14 protein-coding genes are annotated in these 19,290 nt (G+C 60.9%); 8 read left to right on the top strand and 6 right to left on the bottom strand.

The genetic code is table 11. From position 1 onward, the window contains the following. Positions 1-94: 94 nt before the first annotated feature. Both ACM6I0_RS13610 and ACM6I0_RS13615 read right to left on the bottom strand, forming a co-directional pair. On the bottom strand, positions 95-1,024 hold the full coding sequence (locus tag ACM6I0_RS13610) for an NAD-dependent epimerase/dehydratase family protein (RefSeq protein ID WP_414922555.1): 930 nt from the start codon (positions 1,022-1,024) through the stop codon (positions 95-97). Further along, positions 1,017-1,901 (bottom strand): sugar nucleotide-binding protein, encoded by an 885-nt coding sequence (locus tag ACM6I0_RS13615; protein ID WP_285432396.1) that lies wholly within the window; start codon positions 1,899-1,901, stop codon positions 1,017-1,019. The genes ACM6I0_RS13610 and ACM6I0_RS13615 overlap by 8 nt, the downstream gene beginning before the upstream one ends. 309 nt (positions 1,902-2,210) lie before the next feature. Between ACM6I0_RS13615 and ACM6I0_RS13620 the strand changes: the two genes are divergently transcribed. Further along, positions 2,211-6,527, top strand: coding sequence for a DEAD/DEAH box helicase (locus ACM6I0_RS13620; RefSeq protein WP_414922556.1), 4,317 nt, complete (start codon positions 2,211-2,213; stop codon positions 6,525-6,527). 119 nt (positions 6,528-6,646) lie between these two features. On the opposite strand, the gene ACM6I0_RS13625 is transcribed toward ACM6I0_RS13620, so the two are convergent. Next, positions 6,647-8,761 (bottom strand): mechanosensitive ion channel family protein, encoded by a 2,115-nt coding sequence (locus ACM6I0_RS13625; protein ID WP_414922557.1) that lies wholly within the window; start codon positions 8,759-8,761, stop codon positions 6,647-6,649. A gap of 328 nt (positions 8,762-9,089) precedes the next feature. On the opposite strand from ACM6I0_RS13625, the gene ACM6I0_RS13630 reads away from it, so the two are divergent. The 5 genes from ACM6I0_RS13630 (at position 9,090) to ACM6I0_RS13650 (ending at position 14,497) form a co-directional block, all read left to right on the top strand. Then, positions 9,090-10,301 (top strand): MFS transporter, encoded by a 1,212-nt coding sequence (locus ACM6I0_RS13630; protein ID WP_414922558.1) that lies wholly within the window; start codon positions 9,090-9,092, stop codon positions 10,299-10,301. Between the two features lie 213 nt (positions 10,302-10,514). Beyond that, positions 10,515-11,441 carry a DUF72 domain-containing protein gene (locus ACM6I0_RS13635; protein WP_414922559.1) on the top strand — a complete coding sequence of 309 codons (927 nt, stop codon included), beginning with the start codon at positions 10,515-10,517 and terminating at the stop codon, positions 11,439-11,441. Further along, positions 11,438-12,235: an endonuclease/exonuclease/phosphatase family protein gene (locus ACM6I0_RS13640; protein ID WP_414922560.1), complete on the top strand. Its 798-nt coding sequence runs from the start codon at positions 11,438-11,440 to the stop codon at positions 12,233-12,235. The genes ACM6I0_RS13635 and ACM6I0_RS13640 overlap by 4 nt, the downstream gene beginning before the upstream one ends. After that, a complete protein-coding gene (clsB, locus tag ACM6I0_RS13645; protein WP_414922561.1) occupies positions 12,232-13,524 on the top strand; it encodes a cardiolipin synthase ClsB in 1,293 nt (430 codons plus the stop codon). The genes ACM6I0_RS13640 and clsB overlap by 4 nt, the downstream gene beginning before the upstream one ends. Then, positions 13,511-14,497 carry a lysylphosphatidylglycerol synthase domain-containing protein gene (locus ACM6I0_RS13650; protein ID WP_414922562.1) on the top strand — a complete coding sequence of 329 codons (987 nt, stop codon included), beginning with the start codon at positions 13,511-13,513 and terminating at the stop codon, positions 14,495-14,497. The genes clsB and ACM6I0_RS13650 overlap by 14 nt, the downstream gene beginning before the upstream one ends. 111 nt (positions 14,498-14,608) lie before the next feature. Here ACM6I0_RS13650 and ACM6I0_RS13655 read toward each other — a convergent pair whose 3' ends face one another. The 3 genes from ACM6I0_RS13655 to ACM6I0_RS13665 form a co-directional block, all read right to left on the bottom strand. Then, on the bottom strand, positions 14,609-15,367 hold the full coding sequence (locus ACM6I0_RS13655; protein ID WP_414922563.1) for an alpha/beta hydrolase family protein: 759 nt from the start codon (positions 15,365-15,367) through the stop codon (positions 14,609-14,611). Continuing rightward, entirely contained in the window at positions 15,357-16,466 is a 1,110-nt protein-coding gene (locus tag ACM6I0_RS13660; protein WP_414922564.1) for a DUF3182 family protein, read from the bottom strand. The genes ACM6I0_RS13655 and ACM6I0_RS13660 overlap by 11 nt, the downstream gene beginning before the upstream one ends. 300 nt (positions 16,467-16,766) lie before the next feature. Next, positions 16,767-17,759 (bottom strand): GlxA family transcriptional regulator, encoded by a 993-nt coding sequence (locus ACM6I0_RS13665; RefSeq protein WP_414922565.1) that lies wholly within the window; start codon positions 17,757-17,759, stop codon positions 16,767-16,769. A gap of 101 nt (positions 17,760-17,860) precedes the next feature. Between ACM6I0_RS13665 and ACM6I0_RS13670 the strand changes: the two genes are divergently transcribed. Then, on the top strand, positions 17,861-18,415 hold the full coding sequence (locus ACM6I0_RS13670; protein WP_414922566.1) for a cysteine hydrolase family protein: 555 nt from the start codon (positions 17,861-17,863) through the stop codon (positions 18,413-18,415). Positions 18,416-18,697: 282 nt separating this feature from the next. Next, positions 18,698-19,279 (top strand): YjfI family protein, encoded by a 582-nt coding sequence (locus ACM6I0_RS13675; RefSeq protein ID WP_285432382.1) that lies wholly within the window; start codon positions 18,698-18,700, stop codon positions 19,277-19,279. Positions 19,280-19,290: the final 11 nt, after the last annotated feature.

Here is a 19,290-nt window from a genome sequence, read left to right on the forward strand (position 1 = left end):
TACGCGTGGGAATGCAGCCGGAGACGCTCTGCGTCTCAAGAGCGGACGCGGAGCGTCCATTGAGGCATTCCCACGCAGAGCGTAAGAACGATCGTCAGCGCCCCAACAACCGCGCCAGCCCGACACTCATCGGTGTCTGCTGCGGGTAGGTAAAGCGCTCGAGTAAACGCTGGTTGTTCGCGCGAGAATGGCGGATATCGCCGGAGCGCGCCGGACCGTACGTCACCGGCGGCAATTCACCAACCACCGCCTCCAGCGCTTCAAGCATCTGCTTGAGCGAGGTCGCCTGGTTCCAGCCGACATTGACCGCCCCGACTTCGACCTGCGGTTTCTCGATGCCTTGCACCAGCAGGTCGACCAGATCCTCGACGTACACAAAATCGCGCGTCTGTTCACCATCGCCGAACACGGTGATCGGTAGGCCTTTCTGCGCACGCTCGCTGAAAATACTGATCACGCCGGAATACGGCGAAGACGGGTCCTGGCGTGGACCGAAAATATTGAAGAAGCGGAAAATCACCGGCTCAAGGCCATGCTGACGGCGGTAGAAATCGAAGTAATGCTCGCCGGCCAATTTGTCCGAAGCGTAAGGCGTCAGAGGCGCTTTGGGTGTGTCCTCATTGATTGACTGACCTTCGCCATTATTGCCGTAGACCGCCGCACTGGACGCGTACAACACCCGTTTGACCCCGGTCTGGCGCATCGCTTCGCAGACATTCAGCGTGCCGATGAAATTGCTTTGGTGCGTCTTCACCGGATCATCCACCGAAGCCTGCACCGACGCCACCGCAGCCAGGTGCACCACCGCGCTGCAACCGACCATGGCCTGAGCCACCAGCGCCGCATTGGCGACATCCCCCACGATCAGCTCGACCTTCGGATTGTCCAGCGGCAGGTTGCTGCGTTTGCCCGTGGACAGGTCATCGAGAATACGCACCGAATGTCCCTTGGCAAGCAAGGCATCGGTCAAGTGCGAGCCAATGAATCCGGCGCCGCCGGTGATCAGAACAGGGTCGTCAGCCATGGCGATAAAACCTATCCAGTAAGCCCGGAAGCGCTGCGCGCCAGGCGCGAGGCTTGATCCCGAACGTGTGCAGAATTTTCTTGCAGGCCAGCACCGCGTGTTGCGGCTCTTCGGCGGCATCCGGGCGCGCGGCGTGAGCCTGGGCGGTTGGCGCTTCGATGGCGAGCGGGTGCAGGCCGCGCGCTTCGGTCAGGATGGCCTGTCCCAATGCCAGTGGCGTCGTCGCCTCATGTCCAGCGTAATGATAGGTGCCCCACAGCGGCGCCGCGCAATCGAGTTGCTTGAGCACTGAAATGATCACCCGCGCCGCGTCGTCGACCGGTGTCGGGTTACCCCGGCGGTCATCGGCCATGAGCAACTCTTCAGGCAATTCCGCCCGAGCGAGGAATCGGCCGAGGGTGCCTTCGGGACTGTCATCGAGCAACCAGCCGAATCGCAGCAGCACGTGCTGCGGGCAAGTGGCGCGCACGCTTTGTTCGATCCGCCACAGCGCTTGCCCTCGCAGTCCCAAGGGAACCGGTTCGTCTTTTTCGCTGTAAGCGGTCGCCCGGGAGCCGTCGAACACGCGATAGCTCGAAGGTTGCAGCAGCACGATGTTGTGGTGCTGGCACAGTTCGGCCAAGCGCTCGATCGCCCGCTCCTGCCCGGCAAGACGCTGTTCGCTGACTGTCTCCGCCTGGAACCAGTCGAAATAGTAGGCGAGGTTGATCAGCGCGTCTGGACGGGTGTCGTCGAGCAGCTGCGTCAGGCTCGCGGCGTCCCAGCCGTCTTGCGGTGGGCGGGGGGCGAGGAAACCGATGTCTTCCTCTGCACCGAGGCGAATCAGCGCCTGCCCAAGGGCATTTCCGCCGCCCAGTAACATAAGGCGCATTCGCATAGAGTCAGCAGGCCCAGTCTGATTGGAACAAATGGTTTATCGACACCACCCGCAGGCAATGCCATCGATAGTTACCGGAATCGTTGCATTTTGCGGGTTTAGTGCGCAACCGTCATCCGTAAAGTGTAGATCCGCTGGATTTGCGGTGCCTGTGATGGCCTCATCGCGAGCAGGCTCGCTCCCACAAGGGTTCCCGGGTGTACACATATCCCCTGTGGGAGCGAGCCTGCTCACGATGGGGACATAAGGAATGCCACAGATCCCCAGCGGTACTTGCATCTTCCCCACCTCGCCCGCATAAATTAACCCATGAATCTGCCTATCCCTCCAGACGCTGCAATGGCTAGCTTTCACCCCGCCGTCAGCGCCTGGTTCCGCAGTACCTTCCCGACGGTCACCGCCGCCCAGGCCCGGGCGTGGCCGATCATTCGCCAGCACCGCTCAACGCTGATCGCTGCGCCCACCGGCTCCGGCAAAACCCTCACCGCGTTTCTCGCTGTTATCGATGATCTGGTTCACCGTGGCCTGGAAAGCGAAGACGGGTTGCCCGATGAAACCCTCGTGGTCTACGTCTCGCCGCTCAAAGCCCTGTCCAACGACATTCAGATCAACCTGCAAACCCCGCTGGCGGGGATCACCGAGCAATTGCGGGTCATGGGCTTGCCCGAACTGCAGATCAACACCGCCGTGCGCACCGGCGACACACCGCAAAAAGACCGCTCGGCGATGCGCAAAACCGCGCCGCACATTCTGGTGACCACCCCCGAATCCCTTTACGTGCTGCTCGGCTCCGACTCCGGCCGCAAAATGCTCGGCACCACGCGCACGGTGATCGTCGATGAGATCCACGCCATTGCCGCCAGCAAACGCGGCAGCCATCTGGCCCTGAGCCTCGAACGCTTGCAGGCCTTGTGTGCAGAACCGTTGATGCGCATCGGCTTGTCAGCCACGCAAAAACCCATCGAAGCGGTCTCGCGCTTTCTCGTTGGCCGTGATCGCGAGTGCGAAATCATCGACATCGGCCATGCCCGTCCACGGGACCTGGGCATCGAAGTGCCGCCCGTGCCCCTGTCGGCGGTGATGGCCAATGATGTCTGGGAACGGGTGTACGACCGGCTCGCCGCCCTGGCCCGGGAGCACCGCACCACCCTGATTTTCGTCAACACCCGGCGCCTGGCCGAACGCCTGAGCCGGCACTTGAGCGAGCGCCTGGGCAAAGACGCCGTCGCTGCGCACCACGGCAGCCTGGCCAAGGAATTTCGCCTGGACGCCGAGCAACGGCTCAAGCGCGGCGACTTGCAAGTGCTGATCGCCACGGCATCGCTGGAATTGGGGATCGACATTGGCGACGTCGACCTGGTGTGCCAGATCGCTTCGCCGCGCTCGATCTCCGGGTTTCTGCAACGGGTTGGCCGCTCCGGGCACCAGGTCGGTGGCACGCCCAAGGGCCGGTTGTTTGCCACCACCCGCGATGACTTGATCGAATGCGCCGCCCTGCTCGACTGCGTGCGCCGTGGCGAACTCGACACCTTGCAGATTCCCAAGGCGCCGCTGGATGTCCTGGCCCAGCAGATCATCGCCGAGATCAGTTGCCAGGAATGGCAGGAGCAGGCGCTGCTGGAGATGTTCCGCAAGGCTTCGCCCTATGCCGAGCTCGACGAAAAACATTACCAGGCGCTGCTGCAGATGCTCGCCGAGGGCTACAACGGTCGCCAGGGTTTGCGCAGCGCTTATCTGCATCGCGATGCCCTGACCCGAACCCTGCGCGGTCGCCGGGGTGCCAAACTGACGGCTGTCACCAGCGGCGGGACCATTCCGGATAACGCCGATTACAGTGTGCTGCTGGAGCCTCAAGGCCTGAACATCGGCAGCGTCAACGAAGACTTTGCCGTGGAAAGCATCGCCGGAGATGTCTTCCAGCTGGGCAATACCTCGTATCGAATCCTGCGCGTCGAAACCGGCAAGGTTCGGGTCGAGGATGCTCAGGGCCAGCCGCCGACCATTCCGTTCTGGCTCGGTGAAGCGCCGGGGCGCAGCGCGGAACTGTCGTTTGCCGTGGCGCGCCTGCAAGCGCAACTCGATGAATTGCTCGGCGCCACGCCCGGTGATTTGCAGCCCGCCATCGACTGGCTGACCGACACCCTCGGCCTGAACCTCGCCAGCGCCGAACAACTGGTCGATTACCTGGCCCGTGCGCGCCTGACCCTGGGCGCGCTGCCGTCACAAGACACGCTGCTGATGGAGCGGTTTTTCGACGAGACCGGCGGCACGCAACTGATCATCCACACGCCGTTTGGCAGTCGCATCAACCGCGCCTGGGGTCTGGCCCTGCGCAAGCGTTTTTGCCGCACCTTCAATTTCGAACTACAAGCCGCCGCCAGCGAAGACGCCATCGTGCTGTCGCTGTCCACCAGCCACAGTTTCGAACTCAATGATGTCTGGCGCTACCTGCACAGCAACACCGCCGAACACCTGCTGATTCAAGCGGTGCTCGATGCGCCGCTGTTCGGCGTGCGCTGGCGCTGGAATGCCGGTGTCGCGCTGGCATTGCCGCGCTATACCGGCGGGCGCAAAGTCGCGCCGCAGATCCAGCGCATGAAGAGTGAAGACCTGATCGCCAGCGTGTTCCCCGATCAGATTGCCTGTGTGGAAAACCTCGCCGGCGAACGTGAAATCCCCGAGCATCCACTGATCGAACAAACCCTCGACGATTGCCTGCACGAGGCTATGGACAGCGAAGGCTGGCTCGCATTATTACGACGCATGGAACGTGGCGAGGTGCGGTTGATCAGCCGCGATTTGCCGGCGCCCTCGCCACTGGCGGCAGAAATCCTCAGCGCCCGCCCCTACACCTTTCTCGACGATGCGCCGCTGGAAGAACGCCGCACTCAAGCGGTGCTCAACCGGCGCTGGACCGACCCGCAGTCCACTGACGACCTCGGTGCGCTGGATGGCGAAGCGATCCAGGCCGTACGCGACGAAGCCTGGCCAACGCCCACCAGCGTCGATGAAATGCATGAAGCGTTGATGAGCCTGGCGTGCATTACCGAGACCGAGGCGCAGGCCAATGCGCATTGGCTCGATTGGCTGAACGCACTTGCGAACAGTGGGCGCGCCAGCCGTTTGCAGATCGACGCCGGGCAATCTCTTTGGCTGGCACTGGAGCGACTGACTTGCCTGCGGGCGATTTATCCACAGGCCGATTTGCTGCCACCGATTGAGGCGTTGCCGGGGTTCGATGAAGCCTGGGAGCCGGATGAAGCGGTGCTGGAAATGATCCGCGCGCGGCTCAGCGCCTTTGGCCCACTGCCGCTCGAAGCGATTGCCGAACCGTTGGGACTGCCCACGTCGCAAGTCACCCAAGCGCTCGCGCGCCTGGAGCGCGAAGGTTATGTATTGCGCGGCCAATTCACACAGGGAGCCGCTGGGGAAGAATGGTGCGAACGGCATTTGCTGGCGCGGATTCATCGCTACACGGTCAAGCGTCTGCGGCGGGAAATCGAGCCGGTGGCGTTGCAGGACTTCATGCGATTTCTGTTCGACTGGCAGCACCTGTCCACCGCCACCCAAGGCCAGGGCAACGCGGTATTGCCCGCCATCGTTGCTCAGTTCGAAGGTTACCCCGCCGCCGCGTCTGCCTGGGACAGCGACATCCTGCCGACGCGGATCAAAGGTTATTCGGCGAGTTGGCTGGATGACCTGTGCCGCAGCGGAAAACTGGTCTGGACGCGCCTGACCGCGCGCAATAAGTCCGCCAGCACGGCGCTGCGCAGCACGCCGATTGTGTTGCTGCCACGCAGCCAGGTCGGGCTCTGGAGCAGCCTGACCGAGCAGACGCCGATCAGCGAACTCTCGGCCAAGACACAAAAAGTCCATGAGGCGCTGAGCCAACATGGCGCGCTGTTCTTCGATGAGCTGATTCACGAGGCGCACCTGCTGCGCGCGGAACTGGAAATTGCCTTGCAGGAACTGGTCGGCGCCGGGCTGGTGAATGCCGACAGCTTCGCCGGCCTGCGGGCGCTGATTACCCCGGCCAGCAAACGGCAGAATCGCAGCAGCCGGCGCGGACGCGGGGCGTTTGTCGGCGGGATGGACGACGCCGGGCGCTGGGCCTTGTTGCGTCGCGGGCCAACGCCGCCGATTGTGGATAACAAACGTGCGGCAGCGACGCCGAACGACACGCTGGAACATATCGCCATGACGTTGCTGCGCCGCTACGGCGTAGTGTTCTGGCGATTGCTGGAGCGCGAAGCAGATTGGCTGCCGAGCTGGCGGGAATTGCTGCGCACGTTCCATCGGCTGGAGGCTCGCGGCGAGATTCGTGGCGGGCGTTTCGTCAGTGGCTTGGCTGGTGAACAGTTTGCGTTGCCAGAGGCCATTCCCCTGCTGCGTGAAGTGCGTCGACGGCCGCAGGACGGAAGTTTGATCGCGGTGTGCGGAGTTGATCCACTGAACCTTGCCGGTACGCTTTTACCCGGCGTGAAAGTGCCGGCGTTGGCGAGTAATCGGTTGGTGTATCGCGATGGGTTGCCGGCGGCTGCGGAGATTGCCGGCAAGCAGGTGTTCTGGCTGGAGCTGGATCAGCAATCGACTGCCGAGCTTCACAACAAGCTGATCCGGCATTGAGGTTTTCTTCGCCGGCCCCATCGCGAGCAGGCTCGCTCCCACATTGAATTTGTGTAACGCCGCAGATCCCCTGTGGGAGCGGGCTTGCCCGCGATGAGGCCAGCAGCAACAACTCAAAATCACTGGCTACGCGGCTGATCCGGCAACAACACCGGCGAATTCTCCGCAACAGGCCCGCCCTCTTCTTCCATCACCCGATGTGGCATCAAAACCTGCTGTGGATAAGTCTGCGCGAAATGCACCCACGGGCTGTTATCCACAAGCTTTTTCAAACGCTGGTTAAACGCCCGGCTCACGGCATATTGCCCGCCCGACACCGTGCGGAACTGCGCGGTCAGCACTACGCCGTTGAGGTCCATCTTGTCGACGCCGAAGACATCAAGCGGCCCTTGCAGGTTGTACTTGAGAAAGGCGTCATCACGGATCGAATCCCCTGCCTCGCGGATCAACTCGATGGCCTTGTCGACATCAGTGTCATAGGTGAACTGCACCGAGAAAAACGCATACGCAAATTGCCGCGATTGGTTGGTCACGGCCTTGATCTGGCCGAACGGCACCGAGTGCACAAAGCCCTTGCCGTCACGCAAGCGCAAGGTGCGAATGGTCAGGCCTTCGACCGTGCCTGCGTGACCAGAGTCGAGCACAACCCAGTCGCCAATCGACAAGGTGTCTTCGATGATGATGAACAGCCCGGTGATCACGTCCTGCACCAATTGCTGCGAGCCGAAACCGATGGCCAGGCCGACGACCCCGGCACCGGCCAGCAGCGGCGCAACGTTGATCCCAAGGTTGGCCATGGTGGTGATCGCGCAGATCACCACCAGGATGATTTTGATCGCGTTACGCAGCAGCGGCAGGATGGTTTTGACTCGCGTACTGGGCTGCGTCGTGCGTTTGTTGACTGGCGGTTTCAGCGCTTCCTGAATCGCCGTATCGAGCACCACCCACAGCAACCAGGTCACAAGAAAGATCAACCCCATGCTGCTCAATGAATCACTGATCGCCCGGCCCACCGAGTTTTGCTCGGCGAATTTGAACAGCGACACGCCCCAGATCCGCCCGAGGATTTCGATGAAGGCCACGGCCATGACGATCCGCAGCAAGGCGTGCAGCAAACTGAGGAAACGTTCCTTGTAAGCGCTGCTGTGCTGGATCGCTTCGATCTGACGCGACTTGAACATGTGCTGGAAAATCGTGCTGAGAAACACCGTGGCGATCAGCAAAATGGTGGTGAACAGCGCACAGCGCAGGGCCTTCTGATTGTCATCGCCAACGCCGATCAGGTTGATCGCCGAGACCATGACCATCAGCAGAATCGGCCAGTACCAGAGCCCGGAAAAAATCCGCAGGGACTCTTGCAGCGAAGGCTGTTTGAGGCGTTGGGCCAACGGCCGGTTGCGGATCAGATGCGCCACCGGGCGCCTTAGACGAATCACCAAGAGTCCGAAGATGATCGAGACAAAAAAACCGCTGAGCACGGCAGCGCTGCTGGTGATGTTGCCGCCCAGTTGACGGGCGATTTGCGGGCTGGTCAACGCATCGCTGAGCGCCGCGAGGAAGCCGATCAGGAACAACGGTTTTGGGCAGTAATTGCGGATAATCCGCACCGCTGTGCGTTTGTGGCCGGTGTTGAACATGACGATCACACACAGCAACACCGAGGTCGAAAAAATACCGCTGCTGGTGGCGTAGGCAAAACACAACGCCAGCGCACGGCCCACCGAGGCGGGCAGGAAATGGCTGACGTAGAGGGTCAACGGCAGGCAGATCACGGCCGGTAGCGTGTAAGGCATCACATAATTGAGCAGGTCCTGGCTGCGTTGGCGGGTACGCAACCAACGGCCCTGGTTCAGGCGCTTGGCCAGGATGCCACCGAGCACGGTGAGCAAGGCAAAGCTGCCGAGCCAGACCCCGGACAACATCAGGAAGTCGCCGATCACGCTCCACCCTGAGCGACTTGAGGGGCGATTGACCAGTTTGTCGACTTCATCGGCGGCTCGATCAGCCCGCAGGCGCCAGGCGTCGATGAGGTTTTCGTTGAGATCGAGCTTTTCCTGGACATCGTCGATGCTGGAACTGATAGCTCCGAGCAGACCGCCCTGGACCAACGGTTCAGGCGTTGCCGGTTCCTCGGCAACCGCAGCGGGAACACCCGGCAGCGTGACGGCTTCCAGCTCGTTGCTGCCAAGGAACAGCAACGCCCCCAGTAGTATCGCGGTCTTGAACTTGAGCAAAACGGGGAGCTCCTTCGAAAGGGTCTGTAAGGAACTGATCGGGAAATGCCGGGCAAGTTCGGTTTTGCCCGCGAGATAACAGTCAGCATGCTCCCCAGCCTGATCGTTCCCACGCTCCGCGTGGGAATGCAGCCAGGGATGCTCTGCGTCCCAAGAGCGGACGCAGAGCGTCCGGTGAGGCATTCCCACGCGGAGCGTGGGAACGATCATTACCGGCAGGACAATCTTTGCGCACAAGGCAAATATCAAATGCCCGCCCCTGTATTTTTCCGCACAACCCAAACCCCGACACTGCGCTCCATCAATCAAACCCACCGGAGTTGCAGTCATGCCCATTGCCTTGCTCGCGCTGACCCTCAGCGCCTTCGCCATCGGGACGACCGAGTTCGTCATCGTTGGCCTGTTACCCACCATTGGCGCCAACCTCGGCGTCAGCCTGCCGTCCGCCGGCCTGCTGGTCAGCCTTTACGCCCTTGGCGTTGCAGTCGGCGCCCCGGTGCTGACCGCCCTCACCGGCAAAGTCCCGCGCAAATTGCTGCTGTTGTCGCTGATGGTGTTGTTCACCCTCGGCAACCTGCTGGCGTGGAAAGCGCCGAGCTACGAATCGCTGATCATTGCGCGGATCGTCACCGGCCTGGCCCACGGGGTGTTTTTCTCGATTGGCTCGACCATCGCCACCAGCCTGGTGCCGAAGGAAAAAGCCGCCAGCGCGATCGCCATCATGTTCACCGGTCTGACGGTGGCGCTGGTCACTGGCGTGCCACTGGGGACCTTCATCGGGCAGCATTTCGGCTGGCGTGAAACCTTCCTCGCCGTGTCCGCGCTGGGTGTGATCGCCTTTATCGGCAGCCTGCTCTACGTGCCGAAAAATATCGCCCACAGCAAACCGGCTTCGCTGTTGCAGCAATTGCAGGTGCTCAAGCAACCGCGCCTGCTGCTGGTGTACGCCATGACCGCGATCGGTTACGGCGGCTCGTTCATTGCCTTCACGTTCCTGGCGCCGATTCTTCAGGACATTTCCGGTTTCAGCGCCAGCACCGTCAGCCTGGTGTTGCTGGTCTACGGCGTGTCAGTGGCGGTGGGGAATATCTGGGGCGGCAAACTGGCGGACAAACGCGGTCCGATCAGCGCGCTGAAAATCATCTTCGCCTTGCTGGCGGCTGTGTTGTTCGTGCTGACCTTCACCGCTGGCAATCCCTGGCTGGCGCTGGCCACGGTGCTGGTCTGGGGCGCGGTCGCGTTCGGTAACGTACCGGGGCTGCAAGTGTATGTGGTGCGCCAGGCCGAGCATCACACCCCGCACGCGGTCGACGTGGCGTCGGGGCTGAACATCGCCGCGTTCAACCTCGGCATTGCCGGTGGTGCGTGGGGCGGTGGCCTGATCGTGGCTCACATGGGCCTGATTCACACGGCGTGGATTGGTGGTCTGGTGGTGTTGGTGGCGCTGGCGTTGACAGCCTGGAGTGGTCGCCTGGATCGTCTCGGTCCGGTGTATGCCGAGCCGGTTGAAGGTTCAACCCGCGTCGTCGCCAGCCACTAAACCCTTGTGGGAGCGGGCTTGCCCGCGAATGCGGTCTATCAGCCGACATCAATGCTGAATGACAAACCGCTTTCGCGGGCAAGCCCGCTCCCACAGTTGATTGTGGTGTTTGGCAAAGTACAAGCCATCCGTAAACCCGTCGAAACTTTCTCGACTGCCCCGAAGTCATCAAAAGACAGCGGGGCAGCCCAAAGACCATTAGACGGAGGCGACATGGCGGCGATTCATATCGGTATTTCAGGCTGGCGCTACACACCTTGGCGAGGAGGTTTCTACCCAAAGGGACTGACCCAGAAACGTGAATTGCAATTTGCGTCACGGGCGGTCAACAGCATTGAAATCAATGGATCGTTTTACGCCCTGCAACGGCCAGAACGCTACGCCCAGTGGTACGCCGAAACCCCGGCCGATTTCGTCTTCAGTGTCAAAGCGCCACGCTTCATTACCCACATCAAACGTCTGCGCGACATTCATAAACCGCTGGCGAATTTCTTTGCTTCCGGGATCCTGGAACTCAAGGAAAAACTCGGCCCGATCCTCTGGCAGTTCCCCCCCAATTTCAAATTCGACGCCGAACTGTTCGAAAGCTTTTTGAAGCAATTGCCCCAGGACACGCAACAGGCTGCCGCCCTCGCCCGCCAACACGATTCGCACCTGCACGGTCACGCCAGCACGAAGACTTACAAGAAAAAGCCGTTGCGCCACGCCGTCGAAATCAGGAACGAGACCTTTGTCGATCCGGCGTTCGTGCACCTGCTCAAGCGCTACAACGTTGCCTTGGTCATCGCCGACACCGCCGGTAAATGGCCGTACCGCGAAGACCTCACCAGTGATTTCGTTTACTTGCGCCTGCACGGGGCCGAAGAGCTCTATGCCAGCGGTTACACCCCCGAGGCGCTGGAGCGCTGGGGTGAGCGGGTCGATGCCTGGAACCACGGCCAGCAACCGAAAGATCCGCAGCTGATCGCGCCAAAGCAAAAACCCAAGGCGCGCAAGTCACGCGAAGTGTTCTGTTATTTCGACAACGACATCAAAGTCCGCGCGCCCTTCGATGCGCGGCGCTTGCTTGTGCATTTCCACCTAGATAAAGGCCTCGCCACCGCCCCCGGTGAACCGGTTGCCGAAGGAGTGCTGCCATGAACATTTCCGAGCCGCTAGGCCATGCCGATGATCAGCCGGAAATCCTCACCGCCGTGCGGCGATTTACCGTGCTGACGGTCAACACGCATAAGGGGTTCACTGCACTCAACCGGCGTTTCATCCTGCCCGAATTGCGCGAAGCGGTGCGCAGCGTCTCAGCCGATGTGGTGTTTTTGCAGGAAGTGCATGGCACTCACGAGCATCATCCGCAGCGCTATAGCAACTGGCCGACAATGCCTCAGTACGAATTCCTCGCCGACACGTTGTGGCCGCAGTTTGCCTATGGCCGCAACGCGGTCTACCCGGAGGGCGATCACGGTAATGCGCTGCTGTCGAAATTCCAGATCGTGCGTCACGACAACCTCGACGTGTCCATCAGCGGCCATGAGAACCGTGGCCTCCTGCATTGTGTGTTGCGCCTGCCGGGCGACGGGCCTGAGGTGCATGCGATTTGCGTCCACCTGGGACTGCGCGAAACCCACCGTACGGCACAACTCAAATTGCTGGCGCAACGCCTCGAAGAGCTTGCGGCCGATGCGCCGGTGATCGTAGCCGGTGACTTCAACGATTGGCGTCAGCAGGCCGATGCGCTGCTCAAACCCTGTGGGCTGCGAGAAGTTTTCGCCGAGCACCACGGCAAACCGGCGCGCAGTTTTCCGGCGCGGCTGCCAGCGCTACGTCTGGACCGCATCTATGTGCGCAACCTCAAGGCCAGCCGCCCGCAAGTCCTGACGGCGCGTCCCTGGTCACACCTTTCCGACCACGCACCGCTATCGGTGGAGATCGAGTTATGAGCAGCGCGCCAATAGAGCAAGCCACCGTTGAACACGTATCCAGCACGCCTCCGGTACGTGAACCCGGCGTGGTTGACGTTGAATACGGCTGGCAGGGCAACAATCGGGTGCAACTGCTGGAGAACGGCGAAGCGTATTTCCCCCGGGTATTCGAGGCCATGCGCCAGGCCAAGAGCGAAATCCTCCTGGAAACCTTCATTGTGTTCGAGGACAAGGTCGGCAAAGAGCTGCAGCACGTGTTGATCGAGGCGGCTCAACGCGGGGTGCGGGTCACTGCCAGTCTCGACGGCTTCGGCTCTGGCGAGTTGAGCACCGCGTATTTGGCGGCGTTGAGCCAGGCCGGCGTGCACCTGCAAATATTCGACCCGGCGCCCAAGCGCCTGGGCATTCGCACCAACTGGTTCCGTCGCCTGCACCGCAAGATTGTGGTGGTGGACGGCACGATTGCGTTCATCGGCGGGATCAACTTTTCCGCCGACCACCTGGCCGACTTCGGGCCCGAGGCCAAGCAGGATTACTCCGTTGAAGTTCAAGGCCCGGCGGTGACCGATATTCATCATTTCGCCTTGCTGCAGAGTGGCCGCCCAAGGCGCGCCAAATACTGGTGGCAGCGGCGCAGGCAACGACGCTCCGAACTGGCGTTCAGCGAGCACGACGGCCAGGTCAGGCTGGTGTACCGCGACAATGGTGACCATCGAACCGACATCGAAGAGGTTTATCGCCTGGCGTTGCGCAGCGCCCAGCGCCGCGTGGTAATCGCCAACGCTTACTTCTTTCCGGGTTATCGCCTACTGCGCGAGATCCGCAACGCCGCGCGCCGTGGTGTTGATGTGCGGTTGATCCTGCAAGGCCAGCCGGATTTGTTGGTGGCCAAACTTGCGGCGCGCATGACCTACGACTATCTGCTCAAATCCGGCGTGCAGATTCACGAATATTGCGAGCGACCACTGCACGGCAAGGTCGCGCTGGTCGACGAAGACTGGAGCACGGTTGGCTCCAGCAACCTCGACCCGTTGAGCCTGTCGATGAACCTTGAGGCCAACGTGTTGATCCGCGATCGCGCCTTCAACCGCGAACTGTTCGAACGCCTCGACATCCTCAGCAATCACCACTGCAAAGCCATGTCACCGGACAAGGCGCCGCGTGGACGGGTCTGGCACATGACTGTCGGCTTCCTGGTGTTTCACTTTTTGCGCCACTTCCCTGCGTGGGCCGGTTGGCTGCCAGCGCATAAGCCGCGCTTGAAGCGTTTTACCCATTCAGGGAGCGACCACCATGAGCCGCGCTGAAGCCTCCTCGACCGGCCACGCCACCGCGCCAGCGAAATCACGCTTGAGCCGCTGGAAAAAGCCGCTGACGATGCTGTTTTTCCTGGCGCTGATTGTGCTGTTCACGATGCTCGCCCAGCGCATCGAATGGAACGAAGTATTCGACACCCTGGCCGATTTCAAGGTGCGCACACTGATCATCGCGTCCGGCCTGACGCTGGTGAGTTTTCTGGTCTACGCCTGCTTCGACCTGATTGGCCGCACCTACATCCGCCAGGACCTGACCTGGAAGCAGATCCTGCCGGTGGGCATTATCAGCTACGCCTTCAACCTCAACCTGAGCGCGTGGGTCGGCGGTATTGCCATGCGTTATCGGCTGTATTCGCGGCTTGGCGTGAGCAAGGGCAACATCGCGAAAATCCTCGGGTTGAGTCTGGCGACGAACTGGTTCGGCTACATGCTGATTGCCGGCGCGGTGTTCAGCAGTGGGCTGGTCCGCATGCCTCCTGGCTGGAAGCTGAGCAGCGACGCATTGCAGGGTGTGGGCGTGCTGTTGCTGCTGGTGAGCGCGGGGTATCTGGCGGCGTGCCGGTTTTCCAAACGTCGGGAATGGGCGATACGCGGGGTGGAAATCAACCTGCCGTCGCTGCGCATGGCGGTGCTGCAACTGGCACTCGGGGCGCTGAACTGGTCGTTGATGGCTGCGGTGATTTTCACGCTGCTGCCGAGCAAGCTCGACTATCCGCTGGTGCTGGGGGTTTTGTTGATCAGCGCCATTGCCGGGGTGATCACGCACATTCCTGCCGGGCTCGGGGTGCTGGAGGCGGTGTTTGTGGCGTTGCTGCAACATGAGGCTTCGCGGGGAAGTCTGGTGGCGGGATTGCTGGCGTATCGGGCGATTTATTTTATTTTGCCGCTGCTGATTACTCTGGTGATGTACCTGGTGGTGGAGGCCAAGGCGAAGTCGTTGCGGATCTCGAAAAAACCATCTTGAGCTTTGCGTTGAGCGTATGCCGCTATCGCGAGCAGGCTCGCTCCCACAGGTGATCGCTGCCTGAATGTGGGAGCGAGCCTGCTCGCGATGATCTCTGAGACACTGCAAATCTCAGCTGGATTGAATAATGCTCAACCGCTCACCCACCACCATCTCGGTAATCCAGTCCACCAGGATCGAGGTGTATGCCTGCTGCGAAACCGGTTCGCTCAAGGCGTGATCCGCGCCATCGATGATCCGGTGGGTCAGCGAATGCGTCTGCTGACACGCAGCGCGGTAGCTCATGATGGTTGCGTGAGGCACATAGTCGTCCGTCTCTGATTCGACCAGCAGCACATCCCCGGTGAATTGCGAGCAGGCGTGCAGCGCACGGTTGCTGTCGGCACGCACCAGCGTGTTGCGGTAATCGCGCAAATCAGCCTTGTCCAGATCACGTTTGGGCGTGTGCCAGTGATCGTCGCGATACAGGGCCGGCACCCGCAGCGCCAGCCAGCGCACCGGTCGCAACGAGGTCAGGATAGATGCCAGATAACCGCCATAACTGGTGCCGACCACCGCGATGGCGGACGTGTCGAGCGCCGGATGGGCGAGTAGGCGATCGTAGGCCGCCAACAGGTCTCGCAGGTTGTCTTCACGCGTCACCCGGGTCAGCGGAATGCCGGTGCCGCCGGTGTGACCGCGCAGGTCGAATGTCAGGCATACGCAACCCAGGCCGGCGATGCCTTTGGCCCGCTCAAGGTCGCGCTCCTGACTGCCGCCCCAACCGTGGACGAACAACACACCGGGCACTTTCGATTTGGGGCTCAGAAACGTCCCGCTCATCTGTTCATCGTCGATGTCGATCTGAATGGTTTCACTTCTAGCCGTCATAGGATTTGACCGTCACGTACTTGAGAAGAAAGTCAGTGTTTTCCGCAGGGCCGCGATAAACCTCGATGGCGTCAGCCGGCAGCGGTTGATCGATATAGGTTTCCACCGAAGAGACGTGGATCGCACGCATCCCCGGGTCGTTGATGAAGCTCTGCAGCGCGGCCACTTCAGCGCTGCTGGCACCGCCCATGCGCCAGGATTGCTCCAGCACGCCACTGCGTTGTTTGCCGGCATTGTCCTGGCCTTGGGCAATGTCGTAATTGCGCCGCGAGGCAAAGAAACCGGGATAGGCTTCGTTCGCGGCGCGGTCAAACACCTGGGCCTGGCGGATTGCCAGTTGCACATCCTCCGGCAGAGGCAGCGCCAGCAGATCGTCGTAATCGCCTTGCACCACCAGCAGGTTGGAACCTCCATAAACCTGCTCGCCCTGACCGTCTTCGGTCAAGTATTGATCACCGCAATAAGTCAGCACTTTGTTGCCGATAAAACTCTGGCCGACGCTGTGGGTGACCACATTGTCGAGGTCCTGCTCAAGCACCACACCCTGGCTGAACAGCGCTTCGGCATCGGGACGAGCCAGCACGGCATCGAACTGATCGAGACTTTTGATTACTTCCTGGCCACGTCCGGCGCAGGCATGAACCGGTTTGATGCGGATGGGGCCGCTGTCGAGCAAGTGCTCCGCCGCCGGGCGCGCATCGTCGAGGGCGAACACGCTGAGGCCATCGAGCACCACGCTGCGTACGCGTTCGCAAAACAGCGATGACCAGCCTTGCGGGGCGTGGGCCTTGTTGTTGAGCAAGCCGTGGCTGATGGCTTTGGTGCAGATGAAATCATGGTCGACATAACCGCCCCACAAATCCTCCGGCCCCATGACGCCCAGTTGCCGGGCGACAGCAACGCCCACCAGCGTCTGGGTTGGCAACAGGTAAAGGTCTCGGCCTTTATGACGTTCGGGATCGTAGCTGCCGCCGTACTTGAGCCCCAGGATCTGCGCCAGCCAGCGGGCCAGCGCGCGATTGGTCTCGACCTCATGCCGGGGCGCTTCGGGGCGGATCGAATGGGCGACCACCAGTTTTTTGCGGTTTGTTGGGGTCATGCATCCCCCTTCAATCTGCGTTTGATGAATGTAGTTTGAGGGGTGCAGGGATCAGGCCATGGGGGGCTTGAGTAAAAAAGTTTTTACATCAATCAGTTGCGAAGAAAGTGATAGCACCAGGCCTGCATTATTCTGCACGACAAAGGATCTGACTCCTGCATTTTGCACGACCAAGGCTAACCACAATCCCGGTGGGAGCGAGCTTGCTCGCGATAAGGCCAGCACACGCAACATGGATACCGCCTGACACGCCGCCATCGCGAGCAAGCTCGCTCCCACAGGGGATTTGGGGTGTTGCGCCTACCGGATTGCGGCAGTCGGCGTAACCCCAAACCGCGCCCGGTAATCACTTGGCGCCAGCCCGGTAATTTTCTTGAAGGTCGCGCGAAACGCACTGGGGTCCTGATACCCCACCGTCCAGGCAATGTGATCGATGGTGCCGTTGGTGAACTCAAGCATTTCCCGGGCCTTGCCCACTCGCAGGTGCTGGCAGTATTCGGTCGGTTTGAGCCCGGTCGCCGAACGAAAACGCCGAAGGAAGGTGCGCTCTTCCAGCCCCGCCCGCTCCGCCATCGCCGTCAGCGAAACATCGGTGGCCCCGGTGCTTTGCAGCCAATGCTGAACCTTGAGAATCGAGGCATCGCCATGGCTCAGGATTGGTGAAAAATTGCTGCCGCATTCACTGGCGCTGTCGCTGTGTTCCACCACCAGGAAACGCGCAGTGCCGGTGGCGATGCTCGGGCCGAGCAGTCGGTCAACCAGGCGCAAACCCAACTCGGACCAGGCCATCAGCCCGGCGGTGGTGATCAGGTCGCCATCGTCGACAATGGGTGTGTCGGCCTTGAGCTTGATCGCCGGGTAACGCTCGGCGAAAGACTTGGCCGAGGTCCAATGAGTGGTCGCACTGCGGCCATCGAGCAAGCCACTTTCGGCCAACAGGATCGAGCCTACGCACACCCCGCCCAAGGTTGCGCCGCCAGCATGTTGCTGACGAAGCCAGTGAATCAGCGCCTGCGATGCCAAGCCTTTGGAAAATCCGCCAATCGACGGCGGAATCAACACCGCCACCAAGGCGTTGTCGGGCCCCGGATAGCTGTCGTAAACACGCGCGGGCGGCTGATCGCCCTCGACCTGCCAATGGCTGACCCGCAGCAACGGCAACTGCGCCGTCTGATGTTCGGCGGCAATCCGGTTCGCGACCCCGAACAAGTCTGTCAGCCCATGCACCGCCGCCATCTGCGCTCCGGGGTACATCAACACGCCCAGTTCGACGATTGCCCTTTGTGCATCCATTGTCAGTTTTACCCCTTCTATTGTCGGTGCGGCCAATCCCCGGACGGCCTGCCAGCCCCAATACTCCATTCCACACCAACCTACACGCCGAGGAAACAGTCATGGCCAAGCAAGCACTCATCCTAGTCGATATCCAAAACGACTACTTCCCCCAGGGCAAGTGGCCGCTGATCGGAGCCGACGCCGCAGCGGACAACGCCGTCCGGTTGCTCAAGGCCTTTCGCGAAGCCGGTGATTCGGTGGTGTACATCCGCCACGAATTCACCTCCAGCGAGGCGCCATTTTTTACCCCGGGCTCCGAAGGCGCGAAGTTGCATCCCAAGATTCTCAACCGCGCCGATGAGCCGGTGGTGCTCAAGCACTTCGTCAACGCGTTCCGCGAAACCGAGCTCAAATCGATCCTCGACGAGCAAGGCATCAAGGAACTGGTGATCGTTGGCAGCATGAGCCACATGTGCGTCGACGGCATTACCCGCGCCGCTGCCGATTTCGGCTACACCGTCACCGTGATCCATGACGCCTGTGCCTCGCGTGACCTGGAATTCAATGGCATCACCGTGCCAGCCGCCCAGGTTCACGCCGCCTTCATGTCGGCCCTGGGTTTCGCTTACGCCAGCGTGATTTCCACCGACGAATTCCTGGCGGCCAGCCACTAACGCCTCAACTGATTGATCGAATTGCGAAATGGACCCGCCGCGCTTGAGCGCTGCGGGTCTTTTGTTTGCCCGGAAAAAAGTGAGACAAAAAATCTCACGCGTGAGCTATTGAGAGCGGCGGAATTTGCCTGTAGTGTTTCTCACGCGTGAGATTTTCACAACGGAGTCACCAGTATGAAAAGTCGCTCTCCATCAGGTCCGCCTGCCGTGCCTGTAACCGATTCAGCGAGCCAGAAGGAAGAGCGCTCGAAACCGTCCGCGAAAAAACCATCGAGCTTTTATATGAAGCAGATGCGCGCGGGCCTGGCTGGCGCCGGTTATGTGAAACACGAGACTTGGGTGCTTCCCGAAAACCGAAGCCTGCTCAAGCAGATGGAGAAACAGCTACGCCAACCGATTCTGGCTGGCTCATTCATGTCGGAGAATTACATGAGCGCAGGTACTAACTGGAACATCGATCGTCTGTTCAGCGCCCTTCAGGCACTGGACGAAGTGGTTTCTAAGGACATCACGCTTTCTCTGATTCAAGGCTCCGAGTCCAGCATCAAGCTGGAAATGAACGATTTCGGTGGCCTGCCGATTTACATCGCGGTGGTGGGCGAGCAGATCATCGTCGACACGGTTCTGGTAGACGTCGAGTCGATCAAGGATGTGCCGGCTTTCAACGATGCCGTACTGCGCAGCCGCGAACTGTTCCCGCTGTCCTCGATCGGTATCGAGTCGATGCCGAACGGCCAGATCGTCTACAACATGTTCGGCGCGCTGAGCTCCGATTCCAGCCTGACCAACGTCGTGACCGAGGTCAAAACCCTGGTCGACAATGTGCAACGCGCCAGCGAAGCCTTTGAACGTTTCTTCCATTAATTTTTCAGGAA

It is taken from the genome of Pseudomonas sp. IT-P294 (assembly GCF_949767865.1).
Taxonomy (GTDB): domain Bacteria; phylum Pseudomonadota; class Gammaproteobacteria; order Pseudomonadales; family Pseudomonadaceae; genus Aquipseudomonas.

What these genes read in the sequence shown, in the direction of transcription:
- ACM6I0_RS13610 (WP_414922555.1), bottom strand. Translation starts at nt 1,024, where the DNA reads ATGGCTGACGACCCTGTTCTGATCACCGGCGGCGCCGGATTCATTGGC.
- ACM6I0_RS13615 (WP_285432396.1), bottom strand. Translation starts at nt 1,901, where the DNA reads ATGCGAATGCGCCTTATGTTACTGGGCGGCGGAAATGCCCTTGGGCAG.
- ACM6I0_RS13620 (WP_414922556.1), top strand. Translation starts at nt 2,211, where the DNA reads ATGAATCTGCCTATCCCTCCAGACGCTGCAATGGCTAGCTTTCACCCC.
- ACM6I0_RS13630 (WP_414922558.1), top strand. Translation starts at nt 9,090, where the DNA reads ATGCCCATTGCCTTGCTCGCGCTGACCCTCAGCGCCTTCGCCATCGGG.
- ACM6I0_RS13635 (WP_414922559.1), top strand. Translation starts at nt 10,515, where the DNA reads ATGGCGGCGATTCATATCGGTATTTCAGGCTGGCGCTACACACCTTGG.
- ACM6I0_RS13640 (WP_414922560.1), top strand. Translation starts at nt 11,438, where the DNA reads ATGAACATTTCCGAGCCGCTAGGCCATGCCGATGATCAGCCGGAAATC.
- clsB (WP_414922561.1), top strand. Translation starts at nt 12,232, where the DNA reads ATGAGCAGCGCGCCAATAGAGCAAGCCACCGTTGAACACGTATCCAGC.
- ACM6I0_RS13650 (WP_414922562.1), top strand. Translation starts at nt 13,511, where the DNA reads ATGAGCCGCGCTGAAGCCTCCTCGACCGGCCACGCCACCGCGCCAGCG.
- ACM6I0_RS13655 (WP_414922563.1), bottom strand. Translation starts at nt 15,367, where the DNA reads ATGACGGCTAGAAGTGAAACCATTCAGATCGACATCGACGATGAACAG.
- ACM6I0_RS13660 (WP_414922564.1), bottom strand. Translation starts at nt 16,466, where the DNA reads ATGACCCCAACAAACCGCAAAAAACTGGTGGTCGCCCATTCGATCCGC.
- ACM6I0_RS13665 (WP_414922565.1), bottom strand. Translation starts at nt 17,759, where the DNA reads ATGGATGCACAAAGGGCAATCGTCGAACTGGGCGTGTTGATGTACCCC.
- ACM6I0_RS13670 (WP_414922566.1), top strand. Translation starts at nt 17,861, where the DNA reads ATGGCCAAGCAAGCACTCATCCTAGTCGATATCCAAAACGACTACTTC.
- ACM6I0_RS13675 (WP_285432382.1), top strand. Translation starts at nt 18,698, where the DNA reads ATGAAGCAGATGCGCGCGGGCCTGGCTGGCGCCGGTTATGTGAAACAC.